Origin of the sequence: Amycolatopsis sp. (assembly GCF_035546795.1) — a bacterium.
GTDB lineage: Bacteria > Actinomycetota > Actinomycetes > Mycobacteriales > Pseudonocardiaceae > Amycolatopsis_E.
Map to the genome: position 1 here is coordinate 157981 of NZ_DASZWC010000030.1, position 22426 is coordinate 180406.

General features: G+C 72.4%; 12 protein-coding genes and 1 pseudogene. 9 read left to right on the forward strand and 4 right to left on the reverse strand.

Annotated elements, in window-relative coordinates; translation table 11 throughout:
• Window positions 1-28 precede the first annotated feature (28 nt).
• Both VHD82_RS19095 and VHD82_RS19100 read right to left on the reverse strand, forming a co-directional pair.
• Window positions 29-4807 (reverse strand): type I polyketide synthase, encoded by a 4779-nt coding sequence (locus tag VHD82_RS19095; protein ID WP_325705282.1) that lies wholly within the window; start codon window positions 4805-4807, stop codon window positions 29-31.
• 7 nt (window positions 4808-4814) lie between these two features.
• A complete protein-coding gene (locus VHD82_RS19100) occupies window positions 4815-12929 on the reverse strand; it encodes a type I polyketide synthase (protein ID WP_325705409.1) in 8115 nt (2704 codons plus the stop codon).
• Between the two features lie 237 nt (window positions 12930-13166).
• On the opposite strand from VHD82_RS19100, the gene VHD82_RS19105 reads away from it, so the two are divergent.
• Window positions 13167-14378, forward strand: a complete 1212-nt coding sequence (locus tag VHD82_RS19105) for a cytochrome P450 (protein ID WP_325705412.1) — start codon at window positions 13167-13169, stop codon at window positions 14376-14378.
• Between the two features lie 100 nt (window positions 14379-14478).
• Window positions 14479-14703, forward strand: a complete 225-nt coding sequence (locus tag VHD82_RS19110) for a hypothetical protein (protein ID WP_325705422.1) — start codon at window positions 14479-14481, stop codon at window positions 14701-14703.
• Window positions 14704-14888: 185 nt separating this feature from the next.
• On the opposite strand, the pseudogene VHD82_RS19115 reads toward VHD82_RS19110, so the two are convergent.
• Window positions 14889-15389 (reverse strand): annotated as a pseudogene (locus VHD82_RS19115) (CoA transferase); the annotation flags it as partial.
• Here VHD82_RS19115 and VHD82_RS19120 point away from each other — a divergent pair.
• The 7 genes from VHD82_RS19120 to VHD82_RS19150 all read left to right on the forward strand — a co-directional run bounded on the left by VHD82_RS19120 (window position 15376) and on the right by VHD82_RS19150 (window position 22067).
• Window positions 15376-15969 (forward strand): hypothetical protein, encoded by a 594-nt coding sequence (locus tag VHD82_RS19120; RefSeq protein ID WP_325705425.1) that lies wholly within the window; start codon window positions 15376-15378, stop codon window positions 15967-15969. The pseudogene VHD82_RS19115 and the gene VHD82_RS19120 sit on opposite strands and share 14 nt — an antisense overlap.
• Before the next feature lie 139 nt (window positions 15970-16108).
• Window positions 16109-17047, forward strand: a complete 939-nt coding sequence (locus VHD82_RS19125) for a LysR family transcriptional regulator (protein ID WP_325705414.1) — start codon at window positions 16109-16111, stop codon at window positions 17045-17047.
• 95 nt (window positions 17048-17142) lie between these two features.
• Window positions 17143-18498: a crotonyl-CoA carboxylase/reductase gene (gene ccrA, locus VHD82_RS19130; protein ID WP_325705285.1), complete on the forward strand. Its 1356-nt coding sequence runs from the start codon at window positions 17143-17145 to the stop codon at window positions 18496-18498.
• Window positions 18495-19487, forward strand: coding sequence for a ketoacyl-ACP synthase III (locus VHD82_RS19135; RefSeq protein WP_325705288.1), 993 nt, complete (start codon window positions 18495-18497; stop codon window positions 19485-19487). The genes ccrA and VHD82_RS19135 overlap by 4 nt, the downstream gene beginning before the upstream one ends.
• Window positions 19484-20344 (forward strand): 3-hydroxybutyryl-CoA dehydrogenase, encoded by an 861-nt coding sequence (locus VHD82_RS19140; RefSeq protein WP_325705291.1) that lies wholly within the window; start codon window positions 19484-19486, stop codon window positions 20342-20344. The genes VHD82_RS19135 and VHD82_RS19140 overlap by 4 nt, the downstream gene beginning before the upstream one ends.
• The gene (locus VHD82_RS19145) at window positions 20341-21891 is read left to right on the forward strand and encodes an acyl-CoA carboxylase subunit beta (protein WP_414637545.1); all 1551 of its coding nucleotides are present in this window, start codon (window positions 20341-20343) and stop codon (window positions 21889-21891) included. Before VHD82_RS19140 ends, VHD82_RS19145 begins: the two co-directional genes overlap by 4 nt.
• Window positions 21888-22067, forward strand: a complete 180-nt coding sequence (locus VHD82_RS19150; protein ID WP_325705294.1) for an acyl-CoA carboxylase epsilon subunit — start codon at window positions 21888-21890, stop codon at window positions 22065-22067. The genes VHD82_RS19145 and VHD82_RS19150 overlap by 4 nt, the downstream gene beginning before the upstream one ends.
• Window positions 22068-22070: 3 nt before the next feature.
• Here the strand turns inward: VHD82_RS19150 and VHD82_RS19155 are convergent, their stop codons facing one another.
• Window positions 22071-22400: a metalloregulator ArsR/SmtB family transcription factor gene (locus tag VHD82_RS19155; RefSeq protein ID WP_325705297.1), complete on the reverse strand. Its 330-nt coding sequence runs from the start codon at window positions 22398-22400 to the stop codon at window positions 22071-22073.
• Window positions 22401-22426: the final 26 nt, after the last annotated feature.

The following is a 22426-nucleotide window of genomic DNA, read 5'->3' on the forward strand; positions in this document are numbered from 1 at the left end:
GGTCGTCGTCCATTTCTCGCCTTTCCGGTCAGGAGATGCCGAGTTCTTTGCCGATGAAGTCGATGAGCTCGTCGTCGGAGGCGGCCGACAGCTCGTCCGCGACCGCGGACCGGGCGCCCGCCGTTTCCCACGCGGTGAGCAGTGCGCGCAGCCGTCCGTCGGCGGCCTCCCTGGTGGATTCGTCCCACTCGGCCGTGGCGAGCACCGACGCAAGCCTGTCGATCTCGGTGAGGATCGCGCCGGCCGGCGCGGCCGCGGGCGCCAGCTCCGAGTAGAGCTGCTCGGCCAGCGCCGCCGGGGTGGGGTAGTCGAAGATCAGGGTGGCGGGCAGCGGGCGCCCGAGCTCGGCGCTGAGCCGGTTGCGCAGCTCGACCGCGGTGAGCGAATCGAAGCCCTGGTCCCGGAAACCGCGCTCGGTGTCCACCGCTTCGGGGCCCGGCCTGCCGAGCGCGGCCGCGACCTGCGCCCGCACGAGCCGCTGCAGCGTGCGGCGGCGTTCGGGCTCCGGCAGCTCCGCGAGCCGTTCCGCCAGTGGTGCCTGCGCCCCGGGCGCGGTGACCCCGCCGGTGGTCAGTTCCGCCAGCAGCGGGTACGGGCGCCCGGTGGCCAGGGCGTTCCAGTCGGCGTCACACACCACCACCTGGGTCTCGCCCGCACCCAGTGCCGTGGCCAGCGCGGAGATCGCGCGCTCCGGGCGCATGGGCCGGAACCCGGAACGCTCGGTCTGCTGAGTGCCGCGATCACCGGCTATCCCGTCCCCGGCCCACAGTCCCCAGTCGATCGCCGTGGCCGGCAGGCCGAGCCCGCGCCGGTGCGCGGCCAGTGCGTCGAGGTAAGCGTTGCCTGGCGCGTAATTGCCCTGCCCCGCGATACCGGCCACCCCGGCGGCCGAGGAGAACAGCACGAAGGCGGACAGGTCCAGTCCGCGGGTCAGCTCGTCGAGGTTGCGCGCGCCACCGGCCTTCACCCGCAGCACCCGGTCCATCTGCGCCGGCGCCAGCGCGTCGATCACCGTGTCTTCGAGGATCGCGGCCGCGTGCACGACCGCGGTCAGTGGCCGTTCGGCAGGGATCGAAGCCAGCAGCGCGGCCACCTCGTCCCGATCCGACACGTCGCATGCGGCGAACGAGGTCTCGGTACCGAGCGCGGCCAGTTCCGTTGCCAGTCCGGCGGTTCCCGGTGCGTCCCCACCCCGGCGGCTGGTCAACAGCACGTGCTCGGCGCCCTGTGCGGCGAACCACCGCGCGGCCTGCCGGGCCAGCGCGCCGGTGCCGCCGGTGATCAGCACCGTGCCCGGCCCGGGCGACCACGACCGCTTCGCGGGCCGCGCACCCGCCTTCACGAGCCGCCGGGCATACACACCCGACGGCCGGACGCAGAGTTCGCCCTCGGTACCGCTGAGGGCGGCGCGCGCGGCCCGCAACGTCGCGTTGCCCGGTTCGGCGGGCAGGTCGAGCAGACCACCCCACAGCTGGGGGCTCTCCATCGCGACGATGGCGCCGAAACCCCAGACCAGCGCCCCGTCCGGGCGGGTGACCCTGGAACCCGCGTCCGGCGCGACGGCTTCCGTGGTGACACACCACAGCGGCGCCCGTTGCGCCGCTTGCTCCAGCGCCTGCACCAGCGCGACGGTGGCCGCGAGGCCGACGGTCACCGCGGGATGGCCCGGAAGCGGATCGTCCACACAGGACAGCAGGGAGAGCACGCCGTCGACGGGACTCGCGGGAAGCAGTGCCAGCAGCGACTCACGATCCGCCCGGGCCGGGTCGACCACGATCCGTTCGGCTGATCCCGGTACGAGCTCCGCGGCCTGCCCGCCGTACCCCTCGGGCAGGACCAGCAGCCACTTTCCCTTGGCGGGACCGGGAACCGGGTCCACCCGCCGCCACACCGGGTGGTAGCGCCACTCGTCCGCCAGGGTCTCGTCCTGGCTGCGCTTGCGCCACTCCGCGAGGCTGGGCAGCACCTCACGCAGCGCGGCCCGGCCCGGCTCCTCGTCGAGCCCGAGCGCGCCCGCCAGTGCGTCGGAGTCTTCCTCGGAAACCAGGGACCAGAAGCCCTCATCGCCCGCGGTGCCTTCGTCGGCGGGCGGATCGGGCCAGTAGCGGCGGCGCTGGAACGCATAGGTCGGCAGCTCCACCGGGGCGGATGCCGGGCCCGCGAGCAACGCCGTCCAGTCGGGGGCGGCGCCGGAGGCCACGGCGCGGGCGACCGCGGTCACCACCGTCACCGCCTCCGCCCGGTCGCGGTGCAGGGCCGGTCCACCGGTGAGCGAGCCCTCCGCGGCCATCGCCGTGAGCACGCCGTCCGGACCCAGCTCCAGCACCGTGCGTACGCCGTCCTCGACCAGCCGGCGCACGATCGCGGCGAACCGGACCGGGCCGCGGACCTGATCGGCCCAGTACCCGCCGGTGACCTTTACCAGCGGCTCGCCGGTGAGCCCGGACAACACGGGGATCGACGGCGCCGCAAGGGAAAGCCCGTCGGCGATCCGCCGGAACTCGTCGAGCATGGCGTCCATGTGCGGGGAGTGGAACGCGTGGCTGGTCCGCAGCCGCCTGATCTTGCGGCCCTGCGCGGCGAACCGTTCCGCGATCCGTGTCGCGGGCTCCTCGTCGCCGGAGATGACCACGGACCCGGGGCCGTTGACCGCCGCGAGGCTCACTGTCTCCTCGTGCCCCGCCAGCGCGTCGAGCGCCTCGGTTTCGGTGGCCTGTACGGCGATCATCGCGCCACCGGCCGGAAGCCCCTGCATCAACCGGGCCCGCGCCGCGACCAGTGTGCAGGCGTCGGGCAAGGTAAGGATGCCGGCGACGTGCGCCGCGGCAAGCTCACCGATCGAGTGCCCCGCGAGCACGTCCGGGCGGACACCCCAGGACTCCAGCAGCCGGAACAACGCCACTTCGAGGGCGAACAGCGCGCTCTGCGTGTATAGGGTCTCGTCCAGCAGGCCGGTGTGTTCTTCGGCGAACACGACGTCCCGGACCGGGCGCGCCCCATGCTCGGCCAGCCGCGCGTCCAACGCGGCGCACACCCCGTCGAACGCCGCCGCGAACACGGGATGAGCCGCGTGCAGCTCCCGGCCCATGCCGAGTCGCTGGCTGCCCTGACCGGTGCACAGGAACGCCAGCTTCCCGGCGGCCGTCCCGGTCACGACGTTCCCGGCGGGCTCGCCACCGGCGAGAGCGTCCACTCCGGACAGCAGATCCTCCCGGCCGGTGGCCACGATCACCGCGCGGTGGTCGAACGCCGTTCTCGTGGTCGCCAGCGCGTGCGCGAGATCGGGCAGGCCGACGTCACCGTTCTCGCGCACGAACGACCCGAGCCGCGCGGCCTGGGCGCGCACTGCCTCGGGCGACCGGGCGGAGATCAGCAGTGGCACGGCGGGAAGCGTCGGGCGTTCACCAGTTTCCGGCTCCGCACGCGCGGGCGGCTCCTCGAGTACGAGATGGGCGTTGGTGCCGCCGATCCCGAACGAGGAAACCGCCGCACGGCGGGGAGTTTCCCTTACCGGCCACGGAACCTCCTCGGTGAGCAGGGTGAGCGATGTGGTGTCCCAGTCGATATGCGGGGTGGGCTCGTCGACGTGCAGCGTGCGTGGCAGCCGTTCGTGCCGCAGCGCCTGGGTCATCTTGATGACCCCACCGACCCCGGCCGCGGCCTGCGAGTGCCCGATGTTGGACTTGAGCGAGCCCAGGTACAGCGGGCTTTCGGCGGGCCGCGCGCGGCCGTAGACCCGGTCCAGCGCCTGCACCTCGATCGGGTCGCCGAGGGTGGTGCCGGTGCCGTGCGCCTCGACGACGTCCACGTCCGCCGGGGTCAGGCCCGCGTTCTCCAGCGCCTGGGCGATGACCCGCTCCTGCGACGGCCCGCTCGGCGCGGTGAGCTGGCTGCTGCGGCCGTCCTGGTTCACCGCCGTCCCGCGCACCAGCGCGAGCACGGTGTGCCCGTTGCGCTCGGCGTCGGACAACCGTTCCAGCAACAGCAGACCCGCGCCCTCGGCCCAGCCCGTGCCGTCCGCCGACGCGGCGAAGGACTTGCAGCGACCGTCGGCGGAAAGGGCTTTCTGCCGGCTGAAGTCGACGAACGTCGACGGTGTGGCCATCACGGTGACGCCGCCCGCGAGCGCCAGCGAGCATTCCCCGCCCCGCAGGGCCTGGGCGGCCAGATGGATCGCCACCAGCGAGGACGAGCACGCGGTGTCCACCGTGACCGCTGGCCCCTCCAGACCGAACGTGTAAGCCAGCCGCCCGGACACGACACTGCCCGCGCTGCCGACGACGACGTAGCCCTCCAGATCTCGCGGTGCCCGGGCCAGGCGGGCGCCGTAGTCGGCGTACATGACCCCGCTGAACACGCCGGTTCGGCTGCCGTGCAGGGTTTCCGGGCGGATCCCGGCCCGCTCGAACGTCTCCCACGCGACCTCGAGCAGCAGCCGCTGCTGGGGATCGGTGGCCGCCGCCTCGCGCGGGTTCACCCCGAAGAAGTCCGCGTCGAACTGGTCGGCGTCGTGCAGGAATCCGCCTTCGCGCGTATAGGAATGGCCGGCACGCTCGGGATCGGGGTCGTAGAGGCCGGCAGGCCAGCCACGGTTGACCGGGAACTCCGATACCGCGTCCCGTCCTTCGCCGACCAGCCGCCACAGGTCCTCGGGATCGCGCACGCCGCCGGGGTAACGGCAGGCCATGCCGACGATCGCGATCGGTTCCCGCAGCCGGTCCTCGGTTTCGCGCAGCCGGCGGCGGCTGTGCTGCAGGTCGGCGGTGACCCGCTTGAGGTAGTCGCGCAGCTTCTGCTCGGTGGTCAAGAGCGCCTCAATCCCTCTCGATCGGGGAGATCCCCAGTTCGCGGTCGATGAGCTCGAACATCTCGTCGTCCGTGGCCGCGGCGAGCCCGTCCACCGGACCGGCGCCGAGCGCGGTGAGCAGCCCGGCCAACCGGGCGGCCAGTTCTTCACGCACGGCACCGGGCAGCGTCGGCAGGCTGGCTTCCAGCTGGTCCAGCCCGGCCAGCGCCTGGCCCGGCGGCGGGGCCTGCTCGCGCACGAGGTGCTCGACCAGTGCGGTGACGGTGGGGTGGTCGAGCAGCGCGGTGGCGGGCAGCCGGAGCCCGGTCAGCGCGTTGAGCTGGTTGCGCAGTTCGACCGCCGCGAGCGAATCCAGGCCCATGTCGAGGAAACCGCGCCGCACGTCGACCGCGTCCGGCCGGGAGTGCCCGAGTACGGCGGCGAGCTTTTCGCGCAGTACTCCGGTCAACCAGTCCGCCCGCTGTTCCGGCGGAAGTGCCGCGAAGTGCTCGGCACCGGCGGCCGTCGCGACGCTCGCGGTGCGACGGGGAGCGCGGACGAGGCCGCGTAGGAGCGGCGGCAGCGTGTCTTTCGCGGCCTGTGCCCGCAGCGTCGCGAAGTCGAGCGGGGCCGGGACCAGCGCGGGCAGGCCGGCGCGCAACGCGGAGTCGAACAACGCCAGCCCTTGCTCCGCCGCGATCGTCGCTATACCGGCGCGGGCCATCCGCGCGCGGTCCGCGCTGCCGAGCCGCTCGCCCATGCCCTCGTCCCACAGGCCCCACGCGAGCGCCGTCGCGGGCAGACCGAGCCGGTGCCGGTGGCGGGCGAGGCCGTCGAGGAAGGTGTTCGCGGCGGCGTAGCTGGCCTGCCCGGCGGTGCCGAGGATGCCGGCGACCGAGGAGAACAGCACGAACGCGGACAGGTCGCTCTTCCGGGTGAGTTCGTGCAGCAGCCAGGCACCGTCCACTTTGGAACGCAGGACCGCGGCCAGCCTCTCCGGGGTGAGTGAGCCGAGTACCCCGTCGTCGAGCGTGCCCGCCGCGTGCACGACCGCCGTCAGCCGGTGTCCGGCCAGCAGCCGGGACAGCTCGTCCCGGTCGGTCACGTCGCACGCTGCCGTCTGGACAATGGCGCCCAGTCCGGTCAGCTCGGCGGCGAGCCGGCCGGCTCCCGGGGCGGCCGGGCCGCGCCGGGAGACCAGCAACAGCCGCCGGGCGCCATGCGCGGTGACCAGATGGCGGGCGAGCAGGCCGCCCAGTGCGCCGGTAGCACCCGTGATCAGCACGATGCCGTCCGGGTCGATGACCGGCCCTTCGCCTTGTGCGGAGACCCTGGCGAGCCTCGGCACCGAGATCTGTCCATCGTGGATCGCAAGCTGGGGCTCGCCGCTCGCCAGCGCGCCCGGCAGTGCTTCGCGGGACGCCGGTTCGTCGCCGAGTTCGAGGATGGTGAACCGGCCGGGGTTCTCGGTCTGCGCCGAGCGCAGCAGCCCCCAGACGGGTGCGTGCGCGAGTGAGCCGTCGGTGACGAACACCAGGCGGCTCGCGGCGAAACCCTCCTCCGCCAGCCAGCCCTGGAGCAGAGCGAGCGCCGCGGTCGCCGACGAATGCGCGCCGGCCACGACCTCGCCGGCGCTGGGCAGGGGAGCGAGCACCCAAGCGGATTCACTTTCGTGCAAGGCCTTCCGCAAGGCGGTGAGGTCGGGGTACGCGACATCGGCCAGGCGCTTGCCCGGCGCGCCGAGCACCACGAACTGCCCGGGCGTGTTTTCGCCGGGCTCCGCCGCGGTCCAGTCGAGCTGGAAGAGCGCATCCTGCGTCTCGCCGCTGCCGAGTTTGGCGCCTTCGACTTCCCGCAGCGCAAGGGATTCGACCGAGAGCACGGGGAGCCCCGCCGGATCGGCCAGGGTCAGCGCCGCCGTGTCCGGTGCGGTGCGGGAAACCTTGGCGAGCACGGCCGTGGCGCCGACGGCGTGCACGGTGAGCCCGGACCAGCTGAACGGCAGTAGCATCCGGCCCGAGCCCTGATCGCCACGGCCCAGCACGAGCGGATGCACCGCGGCGTCCAGCAGCGCCGGGTGGATGGCGAAACCGGACGGGTCGGCGTCCTCGGGAAGCCGGATCTCCGCGTAGGTGTCTTCGCCGTGCCGCCACACCGCCCGTACGCCCTGAAACGCGGGCCCGTAGTCGTACCCTTCACCGGCGAGCCGCGAATACCAGTCGCCGATGTCGACGGGCTCCGCATCCGGTGGCCGGACAACGGTTTCCGGTGCCTTCGCGGCCGCGGTGAACCCGCCGGCCTGCCGGACCCAGGGCCCGTCACCGCGACGCGAGTGGATGGTGACGGCACGGCGGCCGTCCTCCTCGGCCGCGCCCACGGCGACCTGCAGCCGCACGCTCCCCGTTTCCGGCAGCACCAGCGGCGCTTCGAGGGTGAGCTCGCCCACGCCCGGCGTCCCCGCGCGTTCCCCCGCGTGGGCCGCCAGTTCGGCGAACGCGGTACCGGGCAGCAGGATCGCGCCGCCGACGGTGTGGTCGGCGAGCCAGGGCTGGGCCTGCACCGAGATCGTGCCCTCGCACACCAGCCCCTCGGTGCCGGCCAGTTCGGTCTCGCCGGTGAGGAAGGGATGCCCGGAGCCCGTGCCGCCGGGCGACGGCGCCGTGAGCCAGAATCGCTTGCGCTCGAACGGATACGTCGGCAGCGCGACATGCGCCCACTCGCCGGGGAAGACCACCGGCCAGTCCACGGCGGCTCCGGTGACGTGGGCGTGGGCCAGTGCGCGGAGGAACGCGGCAGGTTCCGCGCGACTGCGGCGCAGCACCGGGATCACCGCGTTGTCCTGCGCGCGCTCGGCCAGGCAGTCACTGATCATCGGCGTGAGCACCGCGTCCGGGCCGACCTCGACGTACGTGCGGACGCCTGCCGTGTCGAGCGCCCGCACCCCGTCCAGGAACCGGACCGCGTCGCGCGCGTGGCGCACCCAATAGCCCGCCGTGACCACCTCGTCGCCTTCGGCCAGCCGGCCGGTCACGTTGGCCACCACCGGGATCTCCGGCTCGTGGTAGGTGAGTTTCCCGGCCACTGTGGCGAATTCGCCGAGCATGGCCGCCATCCGTGGCGAGTGGAAAGCGTGGCTGGTGCGCAGCCTGGTGGTCTTGCGGCCGCGTGCGGCCCAGCGGGCCGCGATGGCCAGCGCGGGCTCCTCGTCACCTGCGATGACCGTCGCGCCCGGACTGTTCACCGCCGCCACGGCGACTTCCTGCTCGTGCCCGGCCAGCGTCGGCAGCACTTCGTGCTCGCCGGCCTGGATGGCGATCATCGCGCCACCGGACGGCAGTTCCTGCATGAGCCTGCCCCGCGCCGCGACCAGCGTGCACGCGTCCGGCAGGGTGAGCACCCCCGCCACGTGGGCGGCGGCCAGCTCGCCGATCGAATGCCCGGCGAGGTAGTCCGGTTTCAGGCCGTGCGCGCGCAGCAGGCGGTAGAGCGCGACCTCGAAGGCGAACAGTGCCGGCTGGGTATAGCCGGTCTGATCCAGCAGCTCCGGTTCGGCGAACAGGACCTCCCGCAGTGGACGGCCCAGGTGCCCCGCGAACTCCGCGCAGATCTCGTCCAGGGCGGCGGCGAACTCCGCCGACGTCTCGTACAGTTCGCGGCCCATCCCGGCGCGCTGGCTGCCTTGCCCCGTGAAAACGAACGCGACCGCTCCCGCCGTGGCGGTACCACGGAGCAGTTCCGGTACGGTTTCGCCCCGCGCCAGCGCTTCCAGGCCCCGCCGGAGCCCGGCACTGTCCTCGGCGACGATGGCCGCGCGATGGTCGAACGCCGTGCGCTCGATCGCGAGCGCCCGCGCGACCGTGTTCGGGTTCTCCTTGGGCACCCGCACGAGCGCGGCCTGTCGGCGCAATGCCTCCGGGGTTTTCGCGGACAGGAGCCAGGGCAGCCGAGCACCCGCACGCGGCGGCGGGGGCGTGCTGTCCGGAGGCTGTTCGAGCACGACGTGCGCGTTGGTGCCGCTGATCCCGAACGCGGACACGGCGGCGCGGCGTGGGCGTCCGGTTTCCGGCCACGGCTGCTTCCCGGTGAGCAGCCGGACGGTGCCTGCTGACCAGTCGACGTGCGGGCTGGGTTCGTCGACGTGCAGGGTGCGGGGCAGTTCGGCGTGGTGCAGCGCCTGCACCATCTTGATCACCCCGGCCACCCCGGCGGCGGCCTGGGTGTGCCCGATGTTCGACTTCAGCGAACCGAGCCATAGCGGCCGCTCGGCGGTGTGCCCGGCGCCATAGGTGGCGAGCAGGGCACCGGCCTCGATCGGGTCACCGAGCTTCGTCCCGGTGCCGTGCGCCTCCACCACGTCCACATCGGACGGTCCCAGGCCCGCGGCGCCGAGCGCCCGGGCGATCACCCGTTGCTGCGCGGGACCGTTGGGGGCGGTCAGGCCGTTGGACGCGCCGTCGGAGTTCACCGCGCTGCCGCGTACCACCGCGAGGATGCGGTGACCGTGCCGCCGGGCGTCGGAAAGCCGTTCCAGTAATAGCATTCCGGCACCTTCGGCCCAGGCCGTGCCATCGGCCGCGGCGGCGAAAGCCTTGCACCGGCCATCGGGCGCGAGACCACGCTGCCGGGAGAACTCCGTGAACATCCCGGGCGTGGCCATGATCGCGACCCCGCCGGCCAGCGCGAGCTCGCATTCACCGTCGCGCAGCGCTTGCGCGGCCAGGTGCAGGGCCACCAGCGAGGACGAGCACGCGGTGTCCACCGTCATGGCCGGGCCTTCGAACCCGAAGGTGTAAGAGATGCGGCCGGACGCGACGCTGTTGGTCGCGCCGGTCAGCTGATGCCCGTCCGCTTCGTGCAGGCGTGGGCCGTACTCCTGTTGCGTGGCACCGATGAACACCCCGGTGGCGCTGCCTCGGAGGGCCGCGGGCCGCAGCCCGGCGCGTTCGAACGTCTCCCAGGTCAGCTCCAGCAGCAGCCGCTGCTGCGGATCCATCGCCGTGGCCTCGCGCGGGCTGATGCCGAAGAAGTCCGCGTCGAACAGGTCGGCGTCGTAACGGAACCCGCCCCGGGACACATAGCTCGTGCCGTGGTGGTCCGGATCGGGATGGACGAGCCGGTCGAGCTCCCAGCCGCGGTTGTCCGGGAAGGCACCCACGGTGTCGCGCCCCTCGGCGACTACGTCCCACAGCTCTTCCGGCGAGTCGGCACCGGGCCACCGGCCCGTCATCGCCACGATGGCGACCGGCTCGCCGGACCGCGCTTTCCGCTGCGGACCCACGGCGGCACCGTCGCCTTCGGCGAGGGCGGCGGCGACGGCGAGCGGGGTCGGGTGGTCGAAGGTCAGGGTGGGGGAGAGCGGGCGGCCCAGCGCGGCGGACAGCTGATCGCGGAACTCCACCGCGCCCAGGGAATCCAGGCCCAGTTCGGCGAACGTGCGGTCCGCGGGCACCGCGGCCGGCCCGGGCTGCCCGAGTACGACGGCCGCGCTGGCGCGGACCAGCGCCAGCAGATCCCGGCCCTCGACCGGCTCGGGCTCGGCCGCCGCGGGCGGTTCGGCCTGGCCGAGCCAGTACCGGCGGCGCTGGAAGGGGTAGGCGGGCAGTGCGACCCGGCGGCCGCCACCGAGCAGCTTCGTCCATTCCGGACCGTGGCCACCGATCTCCAGGCGGGCCAGCGCCGCGAGCACCGACCGCTCCTCCGGCTGGCCGGGCCGTAGTACCGGCGCCGCCTGCGCGGGCCGGGACAGCCCGTTGCGGACCATCGCGGTGAGCACGGCACCGGGCCCCAGCTCCAGAAAGCTTGTCACACCGGCGTTTTCGAGGAACCGCACGGAATCGGCGAAGCGCACCGGATTGCGGATGTGCCCGGCCCAGTACTCCGGACTGCCGAACAGTTCACCGGGTGCCCCGGTGACGGCGGACACGACCGGGATTTCCGGCGGTGCGAAGGTGACCCGCTGCGCGATCGAGCGGAACTCGTCGAGTACCCCGGCCATATGCGGGGAGTGGAAGGCGTGACTGACCCGCAGCCGGCCGGCCTTGCGGCCCTGTGCCACGAACCGTGCCCGCACTGCTGCGGCCGCTTCGGTGTCACCCGCTATCACCACCGAGCCCGGCTCGTTGACCGCGGCTACCGAGAGCCCGTCCGACAGGAACGGCGAGACCTCGTCCTCGGTCGCCTGGATCGCGATCATCGCGCCACCGGAGGGCGCGGCCTGCATCAGCCGCCCGCGGGCGGCCACCAGCAGCGCGGCATCGGAGAGCGAGAACACCCCGGCCACCGCGCAGGCGGCCAGCTCGCCGATGGAATGGCCCAGAAGGAAGTCCGGCCGTGGCCCGAGCCGGGTGGTCAGCCGGTAGAGCGCCACTTCGAGCGCGAACAGCGCGGGCTGGGTGTAGCTCGTCTGATCCAGCAGCACGGCGTCCGGCGAGCCCGGTTCGGCGAACATGAGGTCGCGCAAGGGACGGTCCAGGTGCTCGTCCAAAGCGGCGCACACCTCGTCGAGCGCGGCGGCGAACACAGGACTGGTTTCGGACAGCGCCCGGCCCGCGCCGGGACGCTGGCTGCCCTGCCCGGCGAACAAGAACACCGTCCTGCCCGGCTGCCCGTCCTGCGTCCGGGACACCCGGCCGCTCACCACGTTCGGGGCGGGGCTGCCCGCGGCCAAGGCGTCCAGGCCGGCGAGCAGCTCCGTGTTGTTGTCGCCGAGGATCACCGCGCGGTGATCCAGCCGGGCACGCGTTGTGGCCAGCGAGTAGCCGATGTCCACGGGAGCGACCTCCGGGCTGTCGCGCACCTGCGCGGCAAGCCGTTCGGCCTGTGCCCGCAACGCGGTATCACTCGACGCGGACAGCAACCAGGGCACCGTCGCCGGGGCGGACCCGGTGGCTGACGGCACCGGAACGTCCACTTCGGACAGTAGGACGTGGCAGTTCGTGCCACCCATGCCGAAGGAACTCACTCCGGCGAGCCGTTCCCCCTCCGGCCAAGGGCCGTCTTCCGTTGCCACGGCCAGGTTCAGCTCGGTGAGCGGGATCCGCGGGTTGGGGGTTTCGAAGTTGAGACTCGCCGGAATCCGGCGGTGGTGGATGCTCAGCGCGGCCTTGAGCAGGCCGACGATGCCGGCCGCGCCTTCCAGATGCCCGACGTTCGTTTTCGCCGACCCGACGACGAGCGGCCCTGTCCGGCCGGTGCCGAAGGCCTTTCCCAGCGCCGCCGCCTCGATCGGATCGCCGACCGGTGTGCCCGTCCCGTGCAGTTCGACATAGCGCACGGCGGACGGCTCGACACCGGCGCGCGCGGCGGCGCGCTGGAGTACCGCGCGCTGCGCCGTTTCGTCCGGCACGGTCAGCCCGCTGGAATGCCCGTCGTGGTTCATCGCACTGCCGCGGAGCACGCAGTACACCCTGTCCCCGTCGGCGATCGCGGCGGCCAGCGGCTTCAGCAAGACCAGGCCGCCACCTTCGCCGCGCACATACCCGTTGGCGCGGGCGTCGAAGGTGTAGCACCGTCCGTCGGGGGAGAGCGCGCCGAATTTCTCCGCTCCCGCAGTGCTTTCCGCCGACAGGTTCAGGTTCACCCCGCCCGCGAGCGCGACCGCGCTGTCCCCGCGCCGCACGCTGTCGGCCGCCAGGTGCACCGCGACCAGCGCCGAGGACTGTGCGGTGTCGACGGTCAGGCTGGGCCCGTGCAGGCCGAGGAAATAGGACACGCGGTTGGCGAGCATCCCGCGGTTGAGACCGGTCAGCGTGTGCCGGGTGACCGCCTCGCCGTGCGCCACTGTCGCGTAGTCCTGCGCGATCGCCCCGACGAACACTCCGGCCTCCGCGCCGGCCAGGCTGTCCGGCGGAATTCCCGCGTCCTCCAGCGTTTCCCACGCCAGTTCGAGCAACAGCCGCTGCTGCGGATCCATCGCCGCCGCCTCGCGCGGGGAGACGCCGAAGAACTCCGCGTCGAACCCGTCCACCGACTCGAGAAACCCGCCGAGCGGCGGACCGGGCCTGCCTTCGGGCGGGGCGCCGATCGCACTGCGGCCTTCGGTCAGCAATTGCCAGAACGCGCCGGCCCCCGGCGCGCCGGGCAGGCGGCAGGCGAGCCCGACGACGGCCACGAGTTCGGCTTGCCGTGGTGGATCGACCAGCATTGCGCTCCCTTCACGCTCGCGCGCCGCCCGGCGGAGGCGGATCGCCGCTGGCCCGATCGTGCTCCGGGCGCCGCGCGCCGGAAAACCCCTACGAGACCCCATCGGGGCCGAATAAGGGTGTGGCGCGGGCTTAGGGGTGTCCCGCGCGTCGCCGAGGTGTTGCAGTGGTACCGGCCGGGCCGACCGGCCGCAGAGTCCACAATGGACACAATGCCGGAGCGTGAAGGAGCCCGTCCGTTGACCACCCTCGACCAGATCGACGTCTTCGACCAGGAACGCTATCTCGACGGTGCGCCGTACGCCGACTTCGCCGTCCTGCGCAGCCAGGCACCCGTCTTCCGCAACCCCGATCCGCAGCTGCCCGAAGGGCACTGGGCCGTCACCCGGCACCGGGACGTGGTGCACGTCGCGCGCGAACCGCAGCTGTTCTCCTCTGAGCGCAAGGGTTCCCAGCCGCTGGAATTCGACGAGGTCGCGATCGACGTGCAGCGGCGGATGATGATCCACCAGGACCCGCCCAAGCACAGCCGGGTGCGCACCCTCGTCAGCCGGGGCTTCACCCCGAAGGTGGTGGAGCAGCTGCGCCCGGACATCGAGCGCGAATGCGATCTCATCGTGGACGCCGCGCTGGAAAAGGGCGAGCTCGACTTCGTCGAGGCCGTCGCCGCCGAACTGCCGCTCGTGGTGATCGCCGAGGTGATGGGGATTCCGCGCGAGGACCGGCACAGGATCTTCGCCTGGTCCAAGGCGATCGCGGGGGAGTCCGACGACGAGCACGGCGGCGCGGAGCTGACGCGGCAGGCCGTGGTCGACATGTCCGGCTATGCCACGGAACTCGGCACCAGCAGGCGCCGCTGCCCGGTCGACGACATCGTGACCCGGATGGTCAGCGCCGACGACAAGGGCAACCAGCTCACCGAGGAGGAGTTCCAGGCCTTCTTCATCCTGATGACGGTGGCGGGCAACGAAACCACGCGCTACTCCATCGCCGGCGGCGTGGAGGCTTTCGCGCAGTTCCCCGGTCAGTGGGCGCGGCTCAAGGCCGAACCCGGCCTCGCCCGCAGCGCGGCGGAGGAGATCGTGCGGTGGGTTTCGCCGACGAAGGTGTTCCGCCGGACCGCCACCGCCGATGTCGAACTCGGGGGCAGCGTGATCAAGGCCGGCGAGAAGGTGATGGCGCACATCACCTCGGCCAACCGGGACGAGACCGTGTTCGCGGATCCGGACGTGTTCGACATCGGGCGCAACCCCAACCCGCACGTCGGGTTCGGTGGTGGCGGGCCTCATTTCTGCATCGGCAAACATCTGGCCGTCCTGGAGATCGAGCTGATGTTCGCCGCGCTGGCGCGCCGGGTGGACCGGATCGAGATCACCGGGCCGACCCCCCGGCTGCGCTCGTACCAGTTCGGCGGGATCGTCGGGATGCCGGCGCGGGTGGTGCCGGCCTGACCCCGGGCCACTCCGGGCGGCCGGAGCCGCGCGGCACCAGCACCGTCCGGTAGCGGCCCGGGGTGGCCGGCATCCGCACCTGGTCGGTGACTCCCTGAAAGTGCCCGGGCGGGGTAAGGGCGCCGAACGTTTCCGGGGCACGCGGCGAATGCTGCTCGCCCCGGCCCGCGGTCTCGTGCGCGAACCCGCGCTCGAACAGGCCCAGCCCGAGGATCCACAGCGCCGCGCGGGTGAGCGGCACGTGCACCCGGTAGCTGCCGCCGTGCATGCGCGGCGGCACAGCGCCTCGACGATCCCGGCCGTGGCCAGCCAGGCGGCGAGGTAGTCGTTGACTTCGCCGATCGGCGGCAGCGCGGGCCGGTCGCCGCCCTCGGCGTGCATACTGTGCCGATCGTTCCTAGTCCGACCACAGCCACGGCGGAAATGGGTTTCTCCGAGCAAGTCCGCTGCGGTTGGTGTCCGTCTGCTTCCGGTCGGACTGGTAACCCCGGTCAGGCTGTCCGCCGTCTGGTCGAACCCCGCCATGGCGGCCCACGGCCCGTGCTCGCCGTTGAGCGAGATCGTGGCGTGCACCAGGCCCGGCCGCAGCCGGGCCGCCTCCGCCGCGGACAGCCCCAGCCTGTCCAGCTGTCCCGGCCTGCGGTGGGCGTAGAACACGTCGGCACCGGCCAGCAGCTCCCGCACCAGCCGGGCGCCCTCGGCGCTCGCCGGGTCCACCAGGGCCGAGCGCACCCCGAGGTTCGCGGTCAGGTAGGTGCCGTCGTGCTCCAAAGTGTTGGGGCGCCACAGGTTCAGCACGTCGGCGCCGGGCAGGGCGAGCGCCCGGCCGGTGCCCGGGCCGGCGATCACGTGCCCATGCCCAGCGCGCACGCCGTCCAGTGGCTGCGTGGCGCCGGGGGGTGGCGGTTCCGGTTCGCTGTCGGCGATCCTGGTGATCTCGATCAGCGGCATCGCGGCCGGGTGCTCGCGGTAGTGCGGCTCGGCGAGCAGTTCCGCGGTGGTGCGCAGCATCGGCGGCCCCACCCCCGCCGCTTCCGGTTCGCGTCCGTGCCACCGCGCGACCGCTTTCGTGTCGTCCGGGGTGCCGAGCAGCCGCTGGTCGCCGACCTTCAGCCGGGGACAGGGGTTGAGCGGCATCACCCACCGGTCGTCGGCGGTCCGGTGGAACTCGAACCCGAACGCCGGGGAGGCGTTCGCCGGTGCGCCGGCCGGAAACCCGTTGAGCAGCTCCCACCGTCCATCGTGGAACGGGCACAGCCTGCGCACCGCCGTCCGCAGGTCCACGGAGATCTCCTGCCGGGCTCCACTGCGCAGCCGCCACAGCTTCGCGACCGCGGCCGACTTGACCGCCAGCCCGATCGCCGCGGCCGCGCCCAGCCGCAGCGTGCTGGGCACGATCGGGTCGGCCCCGGCGAAGGACGTGACCCCGCCGGTGTCCGAGAGGGCCATGCCGCGCCCGGCCGGCACCTCCGCGAACCGGGCGTGCACGGCGAAACCGGTATCGGCCGGCCGGCAGTCCACCGCGGCCCGCGGCCGTTCCGTCAGCCCGGTGGCACTTGGCGCCATCGCCCGTCCTTTCCTTGTACAGTAAGGGTTTCCCGAACTCCGACGCTAGGGCAGCGAACCGGCGTGGCGCCACGACCGAATCGCGAACGTGGTCATGACCGCCGCGGTCATCTCCTTATTCGGTCACGCTCGGTGCGACCTCGCTCTACACTCGGTGTGTGGAAATGCTGCACCTGCGCTACTTCGTCGCGGTGGCCCGGGAACTCAACTTCGGTCGCGCCGCGGCCCGGCTGCACCTGTCCGCTTCACCGCTGAGCCAGCGTGTGAAGGACCTCGAACGGGAGCTCGGCCGGGCGCTGTTCGTGCGCAGCCATCACAAGGTCGAGCTCACCGAGGCGGGTGAAACGTTGCTGCCACTGGCGCGCGAGATCGTCGAGCGCTTCGACGCGGTGCCCGCGCTCGTCCGCGACGGGGCGGCAGCCCGCTCGCGCACCGTCGTGCTCGGTATCGCGCCGGAGGTGTCGTCGCGGCTGCGCGACCATGTCCTCGGCGCGCTCGCCAAGGCCCATCCCGACGTGGCCGTCCGCCTCGATCCGGCGCCCGGCACGGCATTGTCCCGCTCCCTGCAAACCGGCGTGCTGGATCTCGCGCTGCTCACCGAACCCGCGCCCACGCGCGGGCTCGGGACCGTCCGCCTGGAGTGCCGTCCGGTCGGGGCCGTCGTCGCGCTCGGCACCGGATTCGACGACCGCACCTCGGTCCGGCTCGAAGAGCTGCTTCATCTTCCTTACGCCCCAATGGGTTTCGAAGCCGGCCGGGCGGTCGAGGAAGAGCTGAGCCGGATCGGGGTGTCGCGGTGCCCCGGGGCCGAAGGGCTCGACGCGGCCGCGCTCGCGCACGTTGTCGCGACGGGACAGGCGTTCACCGTCATCGCATGCGGGCCCAGCGCGTCCAGAAAGGCCTTCACGGGCGAGCCGGTGACGGTGATTCCGGTGGAGGAGCCCGGTTCCTGGGTCACGACGGTGGCCGCGTGGCGGCGGGATCGGTTGCGGCCAGAAGGAATCCTGGCCGGACTGGCCGGAACGCTGCGCGGGCTGCGCCCTCTCGGTCGGGGGCACCCCTATTACCTGCCGCTGGGCCACAGAACCGCGAAACTGGGGTAGCCCGGCGCTTCGCCGGTGACCTAGGAATGAGTCACGGAAAGGCCGCCATCCTCGCGACGGACGCGACTCCCTCGCGGCCTGGGGAAAGGAGTTCCGTGGACTCGGTGACTGAGGCTCTGCACGCGGGAGCGACTCCCGAGGCGCTGGCCGCGCTCGAGCTGCCCGATCACTACACCGCCGCGCATCTGCGTGCCGAGGACGTCGGCATGTTCGCCCGCGCCGAGGACAAGGACGTCCGCCGCTCACTGCGCGTCGGCGAGGTGCCCATGCCCGAAATCGCGCCCGACGAGGTGCTGGTCGCGGTGATGGCCAGCTCGATCAACTACAACACCGTCTGGTCGGCGATGTTCGAGCCGGTGCCGACTTTCGGTTTCCTGCAACGGTTCGCGCGCACCGGCGGGTACGCGGCCCGGCACGATCTGCCCTACCAGGTGGTGGGATCCGACGCCGCCGGTGTCGTGGTGCGCACCGGTTCGAACGTGCGCCGCTGGCGGACCGGTGACCACGTGGTCGTCAGCCCCGCCTATGTCGACGACCAGGAACCCGCCACCTACAGCGACGGGATGCTCGGCGACGAACAGCGCGCCTGGGGGTTCGAGACCAACTTCGGCGGGCTGGCCGAGTACGCCGTGGTGCGCGCCAACCAGCTGCTGCCGAAACCGGGGCACCTGACGTGGGAAGAGGCGGCGAGCGTACCGCTGTGCGCCGGCACCGCGTACCGGATGCTGGTCAGCGACCGCGGCGCGCGGATCAAACAGGGCGACATCGTGCTCATCTGGGGCGCCAGCGGCGGGCTCGGGGCCTACGCGGTGCAACTGGTGAAGAACGGCGGCGGTATCCCGGTCGGGGTGGTCAGCTCGCCCGCCAAGGCGAAACTGGTGCGGGACCTCGGTTGTGACGTCGTGCTCGACCGGACGGAACTGGGCATGGGCGGGGATTCCGCGCCCAGCCCGGAGGAGGCGATCGCGCTGGGCAAACGGCTCGGCCGCGCGATCCGGGCCGAGGTCGGCGCCGACCCGCACGTGGTGTTCGACTACATCGGCCGCGCCACGTTCGGCACGTCGGTGTTCGTGGTGCGCCGCGGTGGCGTGGTGGTCACCTGCGGGTCGAGCACCGGCTACGCGCACCAGTACGACAACCGGTACCTGTGGATGAACATCAAGCGCGTGATCGGCAGCCACATCGCGAACCTGCACGAGGCGTGGGAATGCAACCGGCTCGCCGAGCTGGGCATGGTGCTGCCCGCACTGTCCACTGTGTACCCGCTCACCGAGGTGGGTGAGGCGGCGCGGCTCGTCCAGCGCAACCAGCACGTCGGCAAGGTCGGCGTGCTGTGCATGGCCGCCGAACCGGGGCTCGGGGTGACCGACCCCGGGCGGCGGGCGAAGATCGGCGAGGACCGCATCACCCCCTTGCTGGACCGGGCGACGGCGGGGCTGGTGGCCCGGTGAGCGCGGGAATTCTGGGCACCGGTTCGTATCTGCCGAAGCAGGAGATCACCAACTCCGACATCGAAAACCTCGTCGAGGGCGCCACCGCGGAGTGGGTCGGGCGCAAGACCGAGATCCGCGCGCGGCGCTACGCGGCAGCGGACGAGGCCACGTCCGACCTGGCGGCGAAAGCGGCCGAAGCGGCGCTGGACGACGCCGGGCTGGTGGCCGCCGAGATCGACTACCTCATCGTGTCGACCTCCACCGGCGATCACCCGCAGCCGCCGACGTCGAACCTGGTGCAGAACCTGCTGGGCGCGACGAACGCCGCGTGCCTCGACATCAACGTCGTGTGCAGCGGGTTCGTCTACGGCCTGGAACTGGCGCGCGGCCTGCTGGCACTGCGGCCCGGTGTGCGGGTGCTGGTCGTCGCGGCGGACCTGTACTCCCGCATTCTCGACTTCGGCGACCGGCGTACGGCGGTGCTGCTCGGCGACGGCGCCGGGGCCGCCGTGGTCGGTGAAGTGGCGGCGCCGTACGGAGTTCTGGCCACCGAACTGGTCGGCCGCGGCGACGCGCACCGGCTGATCCGGGTGGACGCGGGCGGCAGCCGCGTTCCGGCCACGCACGAGACGATCGACGAAGGTGGGCATTTCTTCCGGATGGACGGGCGCGGGGTCAGCGAATTCGTGATGGAGAACGTGCCCGGTGTGCTGGCGCGGCTGGCCGAACGCGCCGGGCACACCCTCGGCGAGATCGGTCATTTCGTGCCACACCAAGCAAACGGGGTGCTGTTGCGTACTCTGGTCGAACGCTGCGGCCTCGGTACCGCGCGAACCCATCGCACGCTGGAACGCTACGGAAACGTGGGCAGCGCGTCGGTACCGGTCGCGCTGGACGACGCGCGCCGTGCCGGAGCTTTCGCCGACGGGGACCTCGTGCTGCTCGCGGGGTTCGGCGGCGGGATGTCCGTCGGTGCCACACTATTGCGCTGGGGAGTGGCCGCATGATCGGCGTCGTCGGCTGCGGGACGATGGGTGCGGGCATCGCGGAACTGTGCGCCCGGTCCGGTTCGGACGTACGAGTGGTGGCGTCCTCGGCCGCGTCGGCGGAGGCCGGGAGACGGCGCATCAGCGCGGTGCTCGACCGGGGGCTGCGCAAGGGAACCGTCACCGAGTCCGGCCGGGACGCGGTGCTGGCGCGGATCTCCTTCACGGCGGACCTGCTCGATCTCGCCGAATCGCGGCTGGTCTTCGAGTCGGTGCCCGAACGCGAGGAACTCAAGGCCGACGTGTTCCGGGCGCTCGACAAGGTGGTCGAGGACGACACCGCGATCCTGGCCTCCAACACCTCCTCCATCCCGATCGTGCGGCTGGCGCGGGCCACCCAGCGCCCGCATCGCGTGGTCGGCACCCACTTCTTCAACCCGGTGTCCGCGATGCCGTTGGTGGAACTGGTGTCCTCGGCCTTGACGGGTGAGGACACCGTTGCGGCAGCACGGGAATTCCTGTCCGGCGCGCTGGGACGGCGGGTCATCGAGGCCCCGGACCGGGCCGGATTCGTGGTCAACGCGCTGCTGATCCCGTTCCTGCTGGCCGCCGCGCGGATGGTCGAAGGCGGGCCGGTGTCCGCCGAAACCGTGGACGAAGGCATGGTGCGGGGCTGCTCGCATCCGCTCGGCCCGCTGCGGCTGGCCGACCTGATCGGCCTGGACGTGGTGGTCGCGGTGGCCGACGCGCTGCACGACGAGTTCCGCGAACCGCAGTACGTCGTCCCGCCAGGGCTTCGGCGGCTGACCGAAGCCGGTGCCACCGGGCGGAAATCCGGGCGGGGCTTCTACGACTACGCCGAAGGAGGCCGGAGATGACGATGGCCGAACGGCTCGCCGAACTGCGCGAGATCAAGCAGACCGCGCACGAGGGCCCGGATCCCGACGCCACCGGACGCCAGCACGCGCGGGGCAAGCTCACCCCGCACGAACGGATCGCGCTGCTGCTGGACCCGGGCTCGTTCACCGAGCTCGAACCGCTGCGCCGGCACCGGGCCACCGGTTTCGGGATGGAGGCGAAACGGCCTTACACCGACGGCGTGGTGGCGGGCTGGGGCACGGTCGAAGGCCGCACGGTTTTCGTGTACGCGCACGACTTCCGCATCTTCGGCGGCGCGCTCGGCGAGGCGCACGCGGCCAAGATCCACAAGGTGATGGACCTCGCCGAGGCGGCGGGCGCGCCGCTGGTCAGCCTCAACGACGGCGCGGGAGCCCGGATCCAGGAAGGGGTCACCGCGCTCGCCGGCTACGGCGGGATCTTCCAGCGCAACACCCGCGCCTCCGGGGTCATCCCGCAGATCAGTGTCATGCTCGGCCCGTGCGCCGGCGGGGCCGCGTACTCACCCGCGCTGACCGATTTCGTGTTCATGGTCCGGCAGACGGCGCAGATGTTCATCACCGGTCCCGACGTCGTGCGCGCGGTGACGGGGGAGGAGATCAGCCAGAACGGCCTGGGCGGGGCGGACGTGCACGCGTTCACCTCGGGCGTGGCCGCCTTCGCCTACGATGACGAGCCCAGCTGCCTCGCCGACGTCCGGGCATTGCTCGCGCTGCTGCCGTCGAACAACCGGGAAATGCCCCCGGTGGAGGCGACGAGCGACCCGCCGGATCGCCGTAGCAGCCGGCTGCTCGACCTGGTGCCCGCCGACCCGGCCCGCGCGTACGACATGCGCGCGGTGATCGAGGAACTCGTCGACGACGGGTACGTGTTCGAGGTGCAGGCGGGCTGGGCGGCGAACGTCGTGTGCGCCTTCGCGCGGCTCGACGGGCATGTGGTGGGCATCGTCGCCAGCCAGCCCGCGGTGCTCGCCGGGGTGCTCGACATCAAGGCCAGCGAGAAGGCCGCGCGCTTCGTGACCCTGTGCGACGCGTTCAACATCCCACTGGTGACACTGGTCGACGTGCCCGGCTTCCTGCCGGGGGTGGACCAGGAGCACGGCGGCATCATCCGGCACGGGGCGAAACTGTTGTACGCCTACTGCAACGCCACCGTGCCGCGGGTCCAGGTGATCCTGCGCAAGGCCTACGGCGGCGCGTACATCGTGATGGACTCCCGTTCGATCGGGGCGGACGTGTCGCTGGCGTGGCCGACCAACGAGATCGCCGTGATGGGCGCGGAGGGCGCGGCGAACGTCATCTTCCGCCGCGAGATCGCGGCCGCCGATGCCCCGGAAACCGTTCGGGCGCAACGGATCAAGGAGTACCGCGCGGAGCTGATGCATCCGTACTACGCGGCCGAGCGCGGGCTCGTCGACGACGTGATCGACCCGGCGGAGACGCGTTCGGTGCTCATCCGTTCGCTGGCGATGCTGCGCCGCAAGCACGCGGACCTGCCCGCCCGCAAGCACGGGAACCCGCCGACGTGAACGTTCCCGAGATCAGGGTGCTGCGAGGGCTGCCCGACGAGGAGGAGGTGGCGGCCGTGCTGGTCGCGCTCGCGGCTGTCGCGGCGACAGCGGAAAGCCCTGCCGCACAAGAGGATCCAGGCAGGGCGGGATGGGCTGTGCGGCCCGCGCCGCCCTGCGGTTCCTGGCGGGCTTGAGCGTCAGCCGTCCCGGTGGTGCGGGATCCCGCGCACGGCATGGTCGGCGTATTCGAGCGCTCCGGTGACGAGGTCGGCGAGGTGGTCGCTGGTGATGCGGTAGATCATCCGGCGGCCGTCCCGCCGGGCCTGCACCAGCCCGGCGAGCCGCAGCCGCCCGAGGTGCTGCGACACCGACGAGCGCGACGCCGGCACCTGCGCGGTCAGGCTGCTCACGTCCTGTTCGGTGGACAGCAGCCGCAGCAGGTGCAGCCGCGTCGGGTCCGCGAGGTGGGCCAGCACCCCGGCGGCGACCGACAGCTGCTCGGCCGATACGTCTTCATGCGCGCGCATGCTTGCATATTGGTGGTGACCGGCGC